Genomic DNA, 15,160 nt, shown 5'->3' with positions numbered 1-15,160 from the left:
TATACAAATATACGAAGAAAAAGGAAAGCGGCGCCCTTTGGGCGCCGCGCTCATCAGCTGCTTTGACCGTGGATCATCCCGGTATCAGCTATAATCAAGAGACCTGTTTCCGTCATTGAAAAATTGAGAGTCGAGCATCCACTGTAGGTTACACAAGGTCCGTCACCAGTTTGGTGAATGATCTCATAATCGCACCAAACCAGTGCAAGATTGCCAGCTTCATTGATTTGGCATAGGCGTACCTCGTGCGTTTTTATGAAATTGTTTTGCTCCTGTGCCGCCCCCCCCCAGTACTTGCGCTCTGCCGCGGTTCAGCAACCCGTCTTCGATGAGTACGGCATCTTCGGCGTATATCCATGAAGCTTTTTCATACTCTCCTCTGTTAAACAGGTGGACAAAAGTTGCAATCGCATCTTCTATCATGCTGGCATTAATGCTGGTAGACATTAGTGGCTCCTTGAGAATGGTACAAGTGACTTGCTGGGCGGTATTTAAGCACGCTGCGCTGTAAAAGCAAGCTAGACAATACGTTCTGGATTGATTTCTACTTTTACGTATGGTGGCAAAGCGCGTAGTTTCGGGAGTAGCTCGGCGTAGGTTTTGGTATCGGATTTAGGAATGCGAATGAGGCCGTGCCGTTCGATTTTTTGGGCGGTGGTGGTTGGGTTGTTGTAGTACTGCACGTCAAAGGCAGCGAGTTGCTCGACAATCGGCTGGCTCATGCTTTCTAGTGAAGTGTTGTTTACAATCCAGGTGAGCAAAATAAACGTACTGTACGGCGGGTACTGAAGCATCTGCCGGAGTGCAATCTCGTCATCATAAAAACGCTCGACAGCGCCGCGGGTGGCGTACATGAGGAGGTGGTCTGGTTCGGTACGGGTTTGAATCAGTACTTCTTTGCTGGTGCATTCACGCAGCCGAAGGAGTAGGCGAAAGAGTGCTTCGTCAGCGCGCCAGGTCGGAATGGTGCGCGCAGCATCAAGCGAAATAATCGCGCTAACGTCCACGCCGGCGGTAATAAACGGCAGGGCTACTTGTGTGCCAATAAGCACGCCAGACTTCTTTTCAAAAAATTCTTTAGCAATCTTGCTCGCGGCCTTGGCATTGGGAGCGGTGTTGTTGTCCATGATGGTGACGTCGCAGTCAGGCATGAGCTCTTTCCATTCGTCATAGACGTGTTGGATGCCGATGCCGCGTTCGCGCAGGCGCCAGGAGCCGCATTGCTCGCAGACGTCCGCCGCGCGAACGCGGCGACCAGAGGTGCTTGATACAAACCAGCGTTGTTCCTCGCCGTTTTTCTCAGTGCGCATGAGTGAGTAGGGAGTGTTTGAGTCTGGGCAGCGGAAGATGTGGCCACAGTCGATGCAGGCGACTACCGGCGCGAGGCCACGCCGCGCGGCATAGAAAAAGACGTGGCCTCGCGCTTCAAGCGCACGCGTCACGCTAATCTCAAGCTCCTTAGAGAAGAGTTTGAAGGCTTGTTCGGGCTTTGGTTTATCATGTTGTGACACGATGGTTAGTGGGGCAGAAAAGGCAATCCGCTTCGCTTCTTCACCGTAGGTTAGATAGATTTCGTCACGACGACGTGCCTCGTCTTCGGTGCGTGGGACAGTGTCGCCAAGGAGTATCGAACGTCCTGAGACTTTGGCGTAGGCGATGAGCGCATCACGATGATCGAGGTATGGCCGCTGGCGGCTGACATAGTGCCCGCTGGCAGATTGTTCAACAATGATGGTTAGGAGGTCGGCTCGCTCCAGGTATGCATGTGATGGGGTGGTAATAATGAGCTTGGCGCAGGTGGTGTCAGCTAGCTTGTCGTATGACGCATCTCTCTGACGCTTGGTTTGGCTGGGTGAGAAAACGACCAGTCGGTCTTTGATGCCGTTTGAAAGTAGGTCTTTAGCAACTTCCACATCTACAGCGGTAGGCACGACAAACATAATCGAACCTTTGTGTGCGAAGGTGCTACGAATAAAGCCTTGGTAGGCTAAGAAGCGGTCGTCAGTGCGGGCGGTGAGGAGCTGTGGGGTGGTCTCTTCGTTGTGTTTGATGTGGTCAGTTTTGGGATACAAGCGACTGCCATTACGTACATCTGGTGGTAGAAGTGAAAATAACAACGCGCCAGCAGACGCCGGATATCGAGTACTGAGTGCTTCGCAAGTGTTCCGGATGCTGTCAGGAATCACGACTGGGTCTGGTTGGTTGGGAAGTTTGCGAAGAGAAAACGTCGCCGCCTTGAGGGCGGTCTTGGTGCTACTGACGGGCTTTGATTCCGTAACGATGGCGGTTTGATTTTTGCCGCGGATGGGGACTTGGAGAAAGGCACCGGCTGGATAGTCGATTTTTGAGAAATAAGAGAGTGATTCAAGCTGGGTGCCGCGAATTAAGGGAGTAACTTGAACTACAAACATACGTGCTGGCCATTATAGCAAACGGCGGATTTTTGGCAGGCTTGCCAAAAATCCGCCGTTGTGGCTCGTTATAGATTTCTCCTAAAATTCATCGAGATACGAAACATCGGCGCCGAGCGAAGCGAGGCGGTCAACTAATTTTTCGTAGCCACGATTGATGCTGTAGATATTTCTGAGGACAGATTCACCTTCAGCGCCAAGCATGGCAATGAGGAGAATAGTGGCTGGGCGAAGTGCTGGTGGGCACACGAGCTCAGTAGCGCGGAGTTTGGTTGGTCCGGTAATAAAGATGCGGTGTGGATCAGCCAGTACGGTATCGGCGCCGAGTTTGTCGAGTTCAGTGAAGTAAATAGCTCGTTTCTCATACACCCAGTCATGAATCAGTGTCTGGCCAGCCGCCTGCGTAGCAATCACGGCAAAGAAAGGGAGGTTGTCGATATTTAGGCCAGGATACACTGCTGGGTGAATCTTTTCATGCAGAGCCACGAGTTTAGATGGTTTGGTCGTAATGTCGACCAGCTTGGTGCTGCCGTTGTGGCTGAGGTATGGCTTTGACTTGGTGTACTTAAAGCCCATTTTTTCAAGCTTCAAAAGTTCGAGTTCAAGAAATTCAATCGGACAGCGAGTGATAGTGATGGAGGAATTGGTGGTAATAGCTGCCGCCAAGAAAAACATACTATCGGTCGGGTCTTCTGAGAGGGTGTATTCAATATTCTGGTTGATATCTGCAACGCCAGTAACCGTCAGGGTGGTGGTGCCGTGACCTTCAATCTGCACGCCAAGCAAGCGAAGGAAGGTGCACACTTCCTGTACCATGTAGTTGGCGGTGGCGTACTTAATGGTAGTGGTGCCCGTTTTCCCGGCGGCGGCAAAGAGGGCGTTTTCGGTCACGGTGTCGCCCGATTCATAGAGAATAATTTCTTTTGGTTGCTTCGGTTTTACAGTCACGTCAAAGCTGGTGGCAGTAGTGTCGATATTGACACCAAAGTGTTCAAGGGCAAAAAAGTGAGGTTTTACGGTACGACTGCCAAGCTTGCAGCCGCCAGATTGTGGTAGCGAGAATGATTGAAGTTGGTGAATGAGGGGGCCGATGAACATTACAATACTGCGGGTGCGCTCGGCGGCAACACGGTCGATTTTCTTGAGGTCGATTTTCTTCGGTGGGGTAATAGTGACGGTGCTGCCGCTCCAGTCAACTTTAACTCCGATACTCTCAAGCACTTCAATCAGACGGTGTACTTCTTCAATGCGCGGCATGCGGTGTAGGGTGGTGGTGCCTTTGTTGAGCAAAGAAGCACACAAAAGCCCGACGGCGCCGTTTTTTGAAGTGTTGGTTTCGATGGTGCCGGTGAGCTTTTTGCCGCCGTTGATTTTAATATTCATCGTGCCAGGGGAGAGGGTAATGAGGTTTTTCCCTAGGGCTGCGCTGATGCGCTTCAGCATATCGGCACTCACATTTTGCTTGCCGCTTTCAATACGGGCGATGGCGCTTTGGGTGGTTTTGAGCTTTTTGGCTAAGTCTGTCTGGGTAAGTCCTAAAGTTTCGCGCAGGTCTGCGATACGGGTTCCGATATGTTGCATATGAAGCTAATATAGCATATATGCTATATTAATCACACTTAGAGTGTGGATGTGTTTTGTCGTCTACTTCAATCACAATGCGTTCGCGGAACTCTTGGCTACGTAATCCAAAACGGTCTGCTTCCTCAGTACGGTGTGAGCTAGTAACGCGCAGTTGATAGAAGCCAAAAAGTAAGAAAACAACAACGAGCCACTGTTTAAAAACAACCCAGTCGTGTACGCTTCCAAGATGTCGGACGAGTTCATTGGCAATACCAGCTGCGATAAAAATCCCTAAAAAACGTCGTTCGAGAATCTTCCAGCCAGCTTCACTGATGCAAAATACGTGGCCAAAAAAGGTCGCAAATACTTGTCGCTTGTGAAATACGCCGCTGGCGAGTAGCCCGGCAAATAGGAAATAAAAAACAGTGTCCGTAAATATAAGAATATCGGGCGTTTTAAACCAGTAGCTTAAGATTGCACTGCCGGCAGTGATGCCTCCTGAAATGACTACAAACCACGGAATGCGTTGATTTACTAGTTTTGAAATGTAGAGGGTAACTAAGGTGGTGCCGGCCAGACCGAGAGCAGCTTTGCCAAAGCTACAGAGGAAATGGTATAGCGCAAAAAAAACCAGCAGAGGCCCAAACTCAATAATGAGCATGTCCAGAATGAGAAGTTTGAATAATCGGGCGTGACGCAACATGAGCAAGTAGAATACTACTAGTGTACTACGAATGCTAGATTTAGATTAGCAGGTAAAAAGAAAAGGCGCGCCGCTTCGCGGCGCGCCTTTTCTTTTTACATAAGACTGGTACTATTGACCCACTATGTTTGGCAGCCTTACCCCAAAGATTGGCATTGATCTTGGTACCACGAGCATTTTGGTGTTTGTGCCTGGTCAGGGGATTGTGCTCAACGAACCATCGGTGGTAGCAGTGTCGGACGATAATAAAGTATTGGCGGTTGGCACCGAAGCTAAGCTTATGATCGGACGAACGCCGGAGAGTATTAAAGCCTATCGACCGATGAAAGACGGTGTGATTGCTGATTATCGCGTGACTGAGGCAATGCTTCGCTATTTCTTGCGTAAGTCAATGAGTAAGTACAATCTGCTTCGTCCTGACGTGATGGTGTCGGTGCCGGCCGGGGTAACTTCGACCGAGCGCCGAGCAGTGGTGGAAGCGGCGATGAAAGCCGGTGCGCGTAATGCGTTTGTGGTGAAGGAGCCAATTTTGGCTGCGATTGGTGCTGGTGTGCCAATTTATGAGCCGCAAGGACACATGATTGTCGACATTGGTGGCGGGACGATTGATGCGGCAGTGATTTCGCTTGGTGGTATCGTAGCAGCCAACTCAGTGAAATGTGCTGGGAATCGCATTGATGCGGCGATTATTGATTATGTCAAAAAAAGTCGCAATCTCTCTATCGGTGAAAAGACGGCTGAAGAGATTAAAATTACGGTTGGTTCAGCTTTGCCGCTTGAAGAAGAGCTCACGATGGAGATTAAAGGGCGTGACATGGTGTCTGGCTTGCCGCGCACTACTGAAGTGCGTAGTAATGAGATTGTAAAAGCGATTGGCAAGGAACTGCGGGAAATGATTAAGGCAATTAAGGATGTGTTTCAAAATACGCCACCGGAACTCGCTGCTGATATTATCGATGGCGGCATTATCATGACTGGGGGCACTTCGCAGCTGCGTAACTTTCCAGAATTGATTCGCCGGCGTACTGGTGTAAAGGCGCAAGTGGCGGACCAAGCACTCTTTTGTGTTGCTAAGGGAACAGGAGTGGCGCTGGAGCATCTCGATGTCTACAAGCGTGCAGTCTTGGCGAAAAAATAAAGTGAACAAATGCCCACAGGACATATTGTGAACTTTGCTGGAAAATCGTGAGCTAGCGAACATATTTTCTGTATGCATAGCTCCGCCAGTACTTTTCTCATTTTCTAGAGAAAAGTACTGGCGTACTATCATGGAGGCAACGCATTAAATTTTTGAAAAGTGTCTTTATGCCGGACCCTTTCAGGGTCCGGCTATTTTCATTGCGGGGATTAAGTGGACTACTTATCTGCATAAGTGCGTTACTATATAGAGATATGAAGGAAGGGATTCCGCAGCAGTTTTCGTCTCCAGAAGAGGAGATTGCCTTTTTGCGTCAACAGATTGCCGAGCGTGAGCGTGTGCTTTTGGAGCGTACGCCTGAGGTTGACGATGCTGACGTTGAAACAATCGGCCGCGAGCAGTTGCGAGAATATGTGAGCTTTACGCCAAAAGTTATTCTTGATCCAGCCTACGAGCTCAAGGGTGAAGAGCTGGCACAGTCAGTTAGTACGGTTGACACTGCTCATGATCCGGTCACAGAAATCATGCAGTTGGCGGCAGAGCGAGGGGTCCGTAATGCGCTTACGGTGCTCGAAAAAGTTTCCAATGCGTATGTTATTGATGAAGTGCATCGACAGCTGATAGAGCAGATTAAGAGTGGTGTGCAGCTGGCTGATCTTAAGGAAGGTGTACCGCCGTGGCACGTGCTCCACATGACTCTGTACGAAGTGACCATGCCGCCGCAAAAAAGTACCGATGGTCAAGCATCTCATCTCAATGAGCTGGTCGGAAAGATGCAGCAGCTATTTGCCGGGCTCCGTACGATTGGCTCAGCGAAGGAAGGTAATCACTTTGTGATTGAAATTGCAGTGGCTGATAAGAGCGATGACATTATTTTCTACGTGTCAGTTCCAAATGAATTTAAGACCTTGTTCGAAAAACAAACGCTGTCCCTGTTTCCGCAAGCCGTGCTTACTGAACAGCCGCATGATTACAATATCTACGTTGACGGTGGGCATACGCTGATTTCAGATGTGGTGCTGAAGAAGCATCCAATCTATCCACTAAAAACGCACGACGTCTTTGCGACAGATCCACTTGAGGTTGTAATGAATGCGTTTTCAAAAATTGAACGTGAAGGTGGTGGTGCTGCACTGCAGTTTGTCTTGCGGTACCCAAGTAAGGATTATCGTAAACAGTTTGATGGGATAGTGCGAGCAGTCGAAAAAGGGACGAAGCCAAAAGAGGCAATTGCGCGCAGTACGGTAGCAGGGGATTTGCTGGCATCGGTGAGTGACATGTTTTTTGCGTCAAAGAAAAATCCAAATGAACCTGAGCAGCCGAAGGAAATTGACACGGTCGAACTTGAGAAGTTTAAGAAGAAGTTGGAGACGCCAGTTGTTGAGGCAAATATACGAATGGCAGTATCAGCCTCAGAATTTTCGCGAGCCGAGCAAATTATGCGTGAATTACAGGCTTCTTTTAATCAATTCGATCGAGAAGATAGCAATCAATTTTCATTCATTCCACAAAAAGGAGTGCATCTACGGCATGCACAGCGAGCGTTTTCATTCCGTCAGTTGTCCGCCAAAACTATCGTGCCTTTATCGGTAGAGGAGCTTTCAACCATGCTGCATTTTCCGGCCGACGGCGTGGTGGCTGCGTCGCAGTTTAAACAGTCATATGCTAAGACTGCACCAATGCAGACAGAAATGCCGAGCGAGGGTACACTGCTTGGTATCAATAAACATCAGGGAGCTGAAAAGCCAGCATACATGGCCGAGCTCGACCGCATGCGTCACTTCTATGTGATTGGGCAGACGGGTACTGGTAAGTCGGTGTTCCTTAAAAATCTCATCAACCAAGACATCCAGTCTGGTGCTGGTGTGTGTATGATTGATCCGCATGGTACGGACATTGTGGACGTGTTAGGAGCGGTGCCGCCAGAGCGTGAGAAAGATGTTATTTACTTCGATCCGTCATATATGGATCGGGTAATTGGGCTTAATATGCTCGAGTACGATGTGACGAAGCCTGAACAGAAGACGTTTATCGTGAACGAGCTTTTGTCTATTTTCCAGAAGTTGTATGGGGCCAATCCCGAGTCGATGGGGCCAATGTTCGAGCAGTACTTCCGTAATGCAACTATGCTCGTAATGGAAGATCCAGAGAGCGGCAATACGCTCATGGATATTGGTCGGGTGATGGCTGATGCGCAGTTTCGTCGGAAGAAGCTTGAGAAAGCGACTAATCCAGTCGTGATTCAATTCTGGCGTGAGATTGCCGGTAAAGCTGGCGGTGAAGCATCGCTTGAAAATATTGTGCCGTACATTGTCTCAAAGATTGATCCGCTTACCGCCAACGACTACATTCGACCAATTATTGGTCAGCAGACCAGCTCATTTAATTTCCGCCAGCTCATGGATGAGCGCAAGATTCTTTTGGTAAACCTATCAAAAGGTCGCTTGGGCGAAATCAACGCCAACCTTATCGGTATGATTTTTGTTGGTAAGATTTTGATGGCGGCACTCTCTCGTGTAGACGACCCGACCATGTCATTTCCGCCGTTCTATCTACATATCGACGAATTCCAAAATATCTCCACTCCTGCCATTGCCTCAATTCTCTCAGAGGCGCGTAAGTACAAGTTGGGACTTACGGTTGCGCACCAGTTTATTGCGCAGCTCGACCCAGTTATTAAAGATGCGGTGTTTGGAAACGTGGGTTCAATGGCTGCGTTTCGCGTCGGCAACGAAGATGCGCAGGTGCTTGAGCCGCAGTTTGGTTCGGTCTTCTCGGCGAATGATTTGATGAACGTGCCTAATCGCAATGCCTTTATGCGCGTCTTGGCAAATGGTACGCCAGCGAAGCCATTTAGTATCGCGACCATGCCACCACATGAAGCTGACCAAACCAAAGTGGCTCGCATGATTGCAGAAAGCTACGAGCGCTGGGGCCGGCCACGGGCAGAGATTGAGGCGGAAATCCAGGCGCGCTATAAGAAACCGGTGCCACCCGTGCCGCCACCGCCAGGATTTGGACTCTAAGGTAATAACTATGTCCACTGAAGTCACTGTGATAAGCGCCAACAAACAAGACACGATTGATTTGTCTCAACCAGCGGGATTGCAAGCTTTTTTGCTGTCTGTGCGCGAGGTGTATCAAGTTGCGCGACAGTTTGAAACCACCGCGCGAGCAGACAAATATGTGCGACTGGCACTGTCTGGCGTTGCTGGCGAAGAAGTGTTCGCTACGCTCCATCAACTCTGGGGAGATATGCAGCGGGACTCAAGACGCGCTCAAGCAGTCGTTGAAAATGGTGGCGAATTACCCGAGCGTGCGGTTGCGCAAATGCAGCGTTGTTACGATGATTTGATGATTCTGCGTGATTTTATTGAAAGTGTGTATAGCGTTGCAGGAGGGAAGCATGTGCAAAAAATGGAAGCGGAGGCCGGCCAAGAGGTAGATGCGGCGGGGTTGGTGTACCGTGAGATTGAAGAGGCTATCAGTCGGGCGGCGGTGTATCTGGAAGCAGTGAAGGCTCGAGTGTTGAACCAGCTCTCAGTAGAGAAGGTTCCGGTTGGAGCTGTAATTGACCAACTTACAGAATTACAAGGAAAAGTAAAAACTTTGCAAGACCGAATTAGGAACAGTCGATCGAGTGTTCGAGATGTTGATGTTCTGCAACAAGCTAAAGTGCAGTATATTGCAATTTTAAAGCAAGTGTCTGAACAGGCAACTACAATTGAGCAGAATACGCAGCAACGCTTCCAGTCGGTCACGACCGGCACGACGACAGCTGCTGCGCGCCCAGGTGTCGCTGCTCTCTTGGAAGAAGCGGTGGAGATAGAGAGTGCGACACCTTCTTCTTCGGTTAAGGAAACGGCCGATGTGCTTATGCGGACAGTGGTACAACATCCTTTCTATGCACCAATGGAGCGCAGTACGGCAGATGCTTTGTATCTTACTGTGCAGGAAAGTATCACAAGTGGTGCTTCACCCTCTGTGCAGGCTGAGCATTTAGCTGCTTTGACTCAGTATGTGCAGGCATTGCGCGATACACCTGAAGTGTCGGTCTTGTCTAAGCGGATAGCTGAAATTATGCGAAGAATCACCGCCAGTTTGCCGTTTGATTCAGACACGCTTCGGACTGCGCGGATGTTGGAGCGAAAATGTAAAGAGGCTTTTGCCGAATCTTCAAAATCAAAAGCAGAAAAAATTGCAACATATCACTTGCTTGAAGAGTATGTTATAAGTCACGAAGCAGAGTGGCTCGTGGTGTGTGGTGTAGCTATACCTGAAGTGGGCGAGTCTGGCGTGTCCCTTGCTCGTAAAATGCGCGAAGTGTTGCTTATTGAGCGTGATCGTAATCAGGCTTTTATTCAAGACCAGCGTAAGCAAATTATGGTTGATAAACTCATTCGAAAACTGTCGTTTATTCCACCAGCCGGCTTTGATGAAGATGATTTGCTTGAAATTAAAAACCTCATACGAGCGATAGACGTACCTAATCAACAAGTCAAACATCATGAACAATTATTACCAGAAGGAGAAACAGAGCAGCCAGAGTTTGGCGTGCAGGCACCACAGCACTACTCGCTGCCTGTGAGTGGTGACGATGAGTCAGTCGATTTAGCGATTAGGGTCGCACTTCGGGCCGCTAAGCGTAGTAAAACGAGACGGAAGAAGCATTCGGTAGTGTATACAGCTGCTGAGGCTGACGCTCAGATAATAGATACGGAAATGACGTCAGAGCCGTCGGCTCTGGTAGCAAAGCTTGAAAAAAGGGACCCTGTGTCAGCTGTTGTGCCCTCTCTTACTCCAAAAATATTTCCTGCAACACCAGAGCATGATAAGCGCTCTTTAACCAAGCTGTATCTTAGCTCACCGTTTTACCAAGAGTTTATTGTTAGTCACTACACGTCACCTGCCGCGTTTGAGCGCATGCTTGACACCATCGTTACACAAATTGAGTCTAAGACTACTGATGTGTTTGAGCGATGGCTCGGTGAAGAAAAGGCCAGTGCCTTTCTGTTCATGGAGGAGCAGACCGTCGGTGAAATTTTGCAACTTGCAGCTGATCGTGAAGTGCGCTCAATCCTTGCGGAGCAAAATATCAAATACGAAACGTTTCTAGCTTGGATTGATATGATCGAAGAAATGCAGACGGTAGTGGGTGAAGATACAGCTTTGCGTTTTGGTGAGCTCTATGCGCGCTGGGTAATTGAGTCTGAAATGATTTTTGCACGCGAATCAGTTGCCAACAATTCACAGGTTTAGACGCTTCTTATGTTCGCGCACCAAATAAAGAATGATATGATTGCCGTATATGGCGAACGATAGTTCTTTAGCGGGCAGCCCCGCGCAGTTTGCATTTGATCTTGAAACCCAAAAAGGAGTGATGTCTTTACTTGCAGCTATTCGAGCGAGCGAGCTTTCTCCTGTCGAGAAAAATGAGCTACGAGACTTAGTCTTATTGTACACTAACGGCGGACGCGACCATTCGGTGCGTATTACTATTCAACAAAAGGTGCTCACTTATGGAATTACACCATTAGTCTCTACCGCTTCTGCATCTGAAGTGAAAGGTTTTGGTTCGTCTCGACCAGCTCCAAGTTTTTCTGTGTCAGCACCGGCGCAGTTTGTTCCGGTCGCTGCCCCGGGAACTGCCGCTCCGGCAGCTCCAACAGAATCTACCGCGCAAGAATCTGTTGACGTGTCTACCACAGTTCCTGCGGTAGAGTCTTCTCCTCAGCTGGATGCCGTAGTTGCGTCTGCAGAACCAATGCCAATGACACAGCCGTCTCCGGTAGCTGAGTCGGCGCCCGTTGCCGCTTCAGAATCTGTTACACCGGCCACTTCGCCGGCTTCGTCTGCAGCTCCAGCAGCGCCCGCTCAATCGATTGCGCCAGCGGAGACTGCCGTGCCACCTGTTCCGGTTGAGGCTCCGGTAGCAGGATATAGCCCAGACGCAGCGCTCCAAAGAATTCGCGAAATTAAATCACTGGTCAACGACAAGGTTGGCAATCCCGTTAATCTCGTAAATATCGATAATGCCGTCGGCCGTGAGTACATGGCTTCATTGCTTGATGCGATGAAAAAAATAAATAGCGGGTCGTCAGCTATAACTGCCATGCAACGTCTTGAGACAGCGTACCAGGCGGTTGAAAAAACGATCAAAGAGCGAGGAACTGAACCATCGACTAAGCCGGCCGAGAAAACAGAAGTGTCTGCAGTTACTCCTGAACCAGCCGCTGATCCGATTTCGGAGCCAGCTGTAGAATCGACACCTATTGAGGCAGAAGGTTCTCCTTCGTCAGAAGAAGCGCCTATTTCAGCTGTTGTGGAAGAGATACATGAAGCTACGTCTGAAGTTGAAATAGCGGAAAGTCCAAAGGCTGCAGCGAGACTTGAAAAGGTTGAAAATAGTATTTCAGGCTACGACCTTGATGTTTCCGCTGTAAGTAAAGTGTCAGCGACAGCAAAAGTCGAAGCTCCGGCCGGGGCACCTGCTCCGATTCCAGGTAAGCGTTCCGAAGGAGAAATAGAGTCTGCTTGGGGTCCAGCTACTGATACACTTAAACCGCCTGTTAACACTGCATTGAACAAAGCCCAAAAAGCTGCGTCCCTTGCTGATGCCAAGGATAGGCTTCGGTCCCCGGACGACCTTCTCTCGCCGGCCGATATCGCGTCGTCATCTGTAAGTGGTGATCCGTTATTTACCAAAGAAGTTGATGATGGATTGCAGCAGCTGCTCTCAGAGTGGTCGTTATTTAAGAAAAGTGGCTTATTTGGTACTGGTGCAAAAGGACGCGAACATCCACTTTTTAAGAAGATTTCGACACTACAAATTCCGCTCCTTCTTGCCGGACGTTTTGAAGGAGCAACTCAAGAAATAAAGCAAAGTATTACTGATTACATGAACGGCTGGCGCTATGAGCAAGGTATTATTTACGAACAAGGGGAAACGTTCGAACACTATCTTCGTCGCGTGATTCGCCACATTATTGATTTGCAAAAAAAGAAACACCAGCCATAATGTCTGGTATGTCGATGCCTCATCACGCAACTATAGTTAGGTCTGTTTGCCCGTGTGACTATCTAGTAACCAGAAAGCCAGAAATGGAACAGGTTTTTGTGGTGTTAGAAACGTTTGGTATTGACGATGCTCGTCGCTTAATTGAGCGTGCGTATCAACGTCCACAAGAATTGTCGCTCCAGCAATTGATTGTGCAGACAAATTTTATTACGCATGAAGCTCAAAACGCACTCCTTAAAGTGCTTGAAGAACCCCCGCTGTCAACAAGTTTCTTGTTTGTGGTGTCGCCAGACTTGGTACTTTTACCAACTCTTTTATCGCGCTTTGAGCAGTCAACTACGTTGGTTGAGGCAGAAGAAGTCGACCAGGAATTTTCCGTGTTTCTGGCGTTGTCGTATGGAGAGCGTATTGCTGCAATTGAATCCGCGCTTAAGAAGAAAGACGTTGTCTGGCAGCGGGCGATGAAGCGTGGACTTATCCACTATGTCGGACATCAACGAGACATTGCGTTGCGGGATCTCGAATATGTGGCACGTCTATTGCTTACGCGTGGTGCGTCAAACAAGATGTTATTTGAGCACATGGCGCTGACATTGCCACTTTCGTAGGCGGCTGTAATAGTGATACACTGAAGTTTAAAGTTAATGTAAGGAAAGTATGGATACAGATATTAAACAACGTTTAGCAGAAACAAAAGACTGGCTTCAGAAGGAGTACGCAGGTATTCGCACGGGTCAAGCAAATCCAGGTCTACTGGACGGTGTTAAAGTAGAGAGTTACGGATCATTTATGCCACTCAATCAGGTAGGTAGTATTGGGATTGAAGACGCACGAACACTCCGACTTTCACTGTGGGATAGTTCACAGGTGGGGAAGGTTGAACAGGCAATTCGTGATGCTGAGCTCGGTGTCTCTGTAGTTGCCGACTCAGCTGGACTTAGAGTTATTTTTCCAGAGCTCACCTCAGAGCGTCGCGAGCAGCTCCTAAAGCTTGCCAAGGCGAAGCATGAAGATGCACGCATTGCCGTGCGTGCGATTCGTGATGAAGCGATGAAGGCGATTGAAAAGGCTGAAAAAGATGGTGACATCAGTGAAGATGAGCGTTTCACCAAGCGTGACGCGGTGCAGGTGGCAATTGATGCGGTAAACAAGGAGCTAGAAGAGTTGTATAACCATAAAGATCAAGAGCTTAAAAAGTAGTTAATTATGTCTGTTCTGATTTTTCTTCTTGTTCTCTTTGTCTTGGTTCTGGTTCATGAGTGGGGACATTTTATTGTGGCAAAAAAAACCGGCATGCGTGTTGACGAGTTTGGTATTGGTTTCCCACCAAAATTGTATGGCGTAAAGAAAGGGGAAACAGAATACACGTTCAACGCCTTGCCAATCGGTGGCTTTGTTAAAATCTGGGGAGAAAATTATGATGATGTGGTCACCGCTGATGTAGCCGAGGCAGATAAAGGGCGGGGTTTTAGTTCACGACCAAAGTGGGCACAAGCTCTGGTGTTGGTGGCGGGAGTGACCATGAACATTTTGTTTGCTTGGTTTCTCTTTTCGTTGACGTACATGATTGGCGTACCGACCCCGGTTGATGAGGCTGTCGCTACCGACAAGGCAGAGCTGTACGTCGCTGGTACATTGCCTGATAGTCCAGCAGTTGCCTTACCGCCTGGTGCTGTAGTAGAAAGCCTCTCATTTGGCGACAGGGTGATTGATGTGCCTACTCCGACGAACTTTAGCGACCTGGTGCAGCAGGCGGCACCAGAGCCAATTTTTGTAACCTACACATACGGCGAAGAAACAAAGACGGTTTCATTGTCGCCACAGCAAGGACTAATTGTAGACAATCCAGAACAGTATGTAGTTGGTGCTTCTCTTACCCTAGTTGAGTTGCAAAAAGTTGGTTTTTTTGAGGCTGTGAAGGATGGTTTCGTGACCACGTACACCGCTTTTGGTGACATTACAATCGGCCTCTTTACGCTCATTAAAGAAGCGTTTGTCGGCCAGGCCGACTTTTCTCAGGTGGCTGGACCAGTTGGGATTGTGGGGATGGTAGGTGATGCGGCAGCCTTTGGTGTGACAGCGCTCCTTACGTTTACCGCCATCATCTCATTGAATCTTGCGGTCATCAATCTCCTGCCGTTCCCAGCGCTTGATGGTGGACGGCTAGTCTTTGTGGCAATTGAAGCAGTGACAGGAAAGCGTATTCCGGCAGAGTGGGCCGGTCGCATCAATTTAGTTGGCTTTGCTATCTTGATGCTCCTGATGATTGCAGTGACCTACAATGACATCTCCCGTCTCCTCTAGACAACCAAAAGAATATCTATAGA

11 protein-coding genes are annotated in these 15,160 nt (G+C 48.8%); 7 read left to right on the top strand and 4 right to left on the bottom strand.

Annotated features, from left to right (window positions below; translation table 11 throughout):
• Positions 1–219 precede the first annotated feature (219 nt).
• The 4 genes from H6780_00165 to H6780_00150 all read right to left on the bottom strand — a co-directional run bounded on the left by H6780_00165 (position 220) and on the right by H6780_00150 (position 4,677).
• Positions 220–447, bottom strand: coding sequence for a hypothetical protein (locus H6780_00165; GenBank protein ID USN88827.1), 228 nt, complete (start codon positions 445–447; stop codon positions 220–222).
• A 71-nt stretch (positions 448–518) separates the two neighbouring features.
• Positions 519–2,411 carry a hypothetical protein gene (locus tag H6780_00160; protein USN88826.1) on the bottom strand — a complete coding sequence of 631 codons (1,893 nt, stop codon included), beginning with the start codon at positions 2,409–2,411 and terminating at the stop codon, positions 519–521.
• A gap of 81 nt (positions 2,412–2,492) precedes the next feature.
• Positions 2,493–3,992 (bottom strand): UDP-N-acetylglucosamine 1-carboxyvinyltransferase, encoded by a 1,500-nt coding sequence (locus H6780_00155; GenBank protein ID USN88825.1) that lies wholly within the window; start codon positions 3,990–3,992, stop codon positions 2,493–2,495.
• A gap of 28 nt (positions 3,993–4,020) precedes the next feature.
• Positions 4,021–4,677, bottom strand: a complete 657-nt coding sequence (locus H6780_00150) for a septation protein IspZ (GenBank protein USN88824.1) — start codon at positions 4,675–4,677, stop codon at positions 4,021–4,023.
• A 124-nt stretch (positions 4,678–4,801) separates the two neighbouring features.
• Here H6780_00150 and H6780_00145 point away from each other — a divergent pair, with 124 nt between their 5' ends.
• The 7 genes from H6780_00145 (at position 4,802) to H6780_00115 (ending at position 15,137) form a co-directional block, all read left to right on the top strand.
• Complete coding sequence (locus H6780_00145) at positions 4,802–5,815, top strand: rod shape-determining protein (protein USN88823.1); 1,014 nt, start codon at positions 4,802–4,804, stop codon at positions 5,813–5,815.
• Between the two features lie 254 nt (positions 5,816–6,069).
• The gene (locus H6780_00140) at positions 6,070–8,841 is read left to right on the top strand and encodes a DUF87 domain-containing protein (protein USN88822.1); all 2,772 of its coding nucleotides are present in this window, start codon (positions 6,070–6,072) and stop codon (positions 8,839–8,841) included.
• A gap of 10 nt (positions 8,842–8,851) precedes the next feature.
• Complete coding sequence (locus H6780_00135; protein ID USN88821.1) at positions 8,852–11,074, top strand: hypothetical protein; 2,223 nt, start codon at positions 8,852–8,854, stop codon at positions 11,072–11,074.
• Between the two features lie 49 nt (positions 11,075–11,123).
• Positions 11,124–12,833 carry a hypothetical protein gene (locus H6780_00130; GenBank protein ID USN88820.1) on the top strand — a complete coding sequence of 570 codons (1,710 nt, stop codon included), beginning with the start codon at positions 11,124–11,126 and terminating at the stop codon, positions 12,831–12,833.
• An 83-nt stretch (positions 12,834–12,916) separates the two neighbouring features.
• Positions 12,917–13,441 carry a hypothetical protein gene (locus H6780_00125; protein USN88819.1) on the top strand — a complete coding sequence of 175 codons (525 nt, stop codon included), beginning with the start codon at positions 12,917–12,919 and terminating at the stop codon, positions 13,439–13,441.
• Between the two features lie 49 nt (positions 13,442–13,490).
• Positions 13,491–14,033, top strand: coding sequence for a ribosome recycling factor (gene frr / locus H6780_00120; protein USN88818.1), 543 nt, complete (start codon positions 13,491–13,493; stop codon positions 14,031–14,033).
• 6 nt (positions 14,034–14,039) lie between these two features.
• On the top strand, positions 14,040–15,137 hold the full coding sequence (locus H6780_00115) for a site-2 protease family protein (GenBank protein USN88817.1): 1,098 nt from the start codon (positions 14,040–14,042) through the stop codon (positions 15,135–15,137).
• Positions 15,138–15,160 lie beyond the last annotated feature (23 nt).

This window comes from Candidatus Nomurabacteria bacterium, from assembly GCA_023898565.1.
Classification (GTDB): Bacteria; Patescibacteriota; Minisyncoccia; order Phycocordibacterales; family UBA918; genus OLB19.
Note: the sequence above shows the minus strand (reverse complement) of the source record. Positions and strands in the feature narration are given on the sequence as shown.

Excerpts from the sequence above, each read along its gene's own strand:
- H6780_00165 (USN88827.1), bottom strand. The coding sequence starts at position 447 with ATGTCTACCAGCATTAATGCCAGCATGATAGAAGATGCGATTGCAACT.
- H6780_00160 (USN88826.1), bottom strand. The coding sequence starts at position 2,411 with ATGTTTGTAGTTCAAGTTACTCCCTTAATTCGCGGCACCCAGCTTGAA.
- H6780_00155 (USN88825.1), bottom strand. The coding sequence starts at position 3,992 with ATGCAACATATCGGAACCCGTATCGCAGACCTGCGCGAAACTTTAGGA.
- H6780_00150 (USN88824.1), bottom strand. The coding sequence starts at position 4,677 with ATGTTGCGTCACGCCCGATTATTCAAACTTCTCATTCTGGACATGCTC.
- H6780_00145 (USN88823.1), top strand. The coding sequence starts at position 4,802 with ATGTTTGGCAGCCTTACCCCAAAGATTGGCATTGATCTTGGTACCACG.
- H6780_00140 (USN88822.1), top strand. The coding sequence starts at position 6,070 with ATGAAGGAAGGGATTCCGCAGCAGTTTTCGTCTCCAGAAGAGGAGATT.
- H6780_00135 (USN88821.1), top strand. The coding sequence starts at position 8,852 with ATGTCCACTGAAGTCACTGTGATAAGCGCCAACAAACAAGACACGATT.
- H6780_00130 (USN88820.1), top strand. The coding sequence starts at position 11,124 with ATGGCGAACGATAGTTCTTTAGCGGGCAGCCCCGCGCAGTTTGCATTT.
- H6780_00125 (USN88819.1), top strand. The coding sequence starts at position 12,917 with ATGGAACAGGTTTTTGTGGTGTTAGAAACGTTTGGTATTGACGATGCT.
- frr (USN88818.1), top strand. The coding sequence starts at position 13,491 with ATGGATACAGATATTAAACAACGTTTAGCAGAAACAAAAGACTGGCTT.
- H6780_00115 (USN88817.1), top strand. The coding sequence starts at position 14,040 with ATGTCTGTTCTGATTTTTCTTCTTGTTCTCTTTGTCTTGGTTCTGGTT.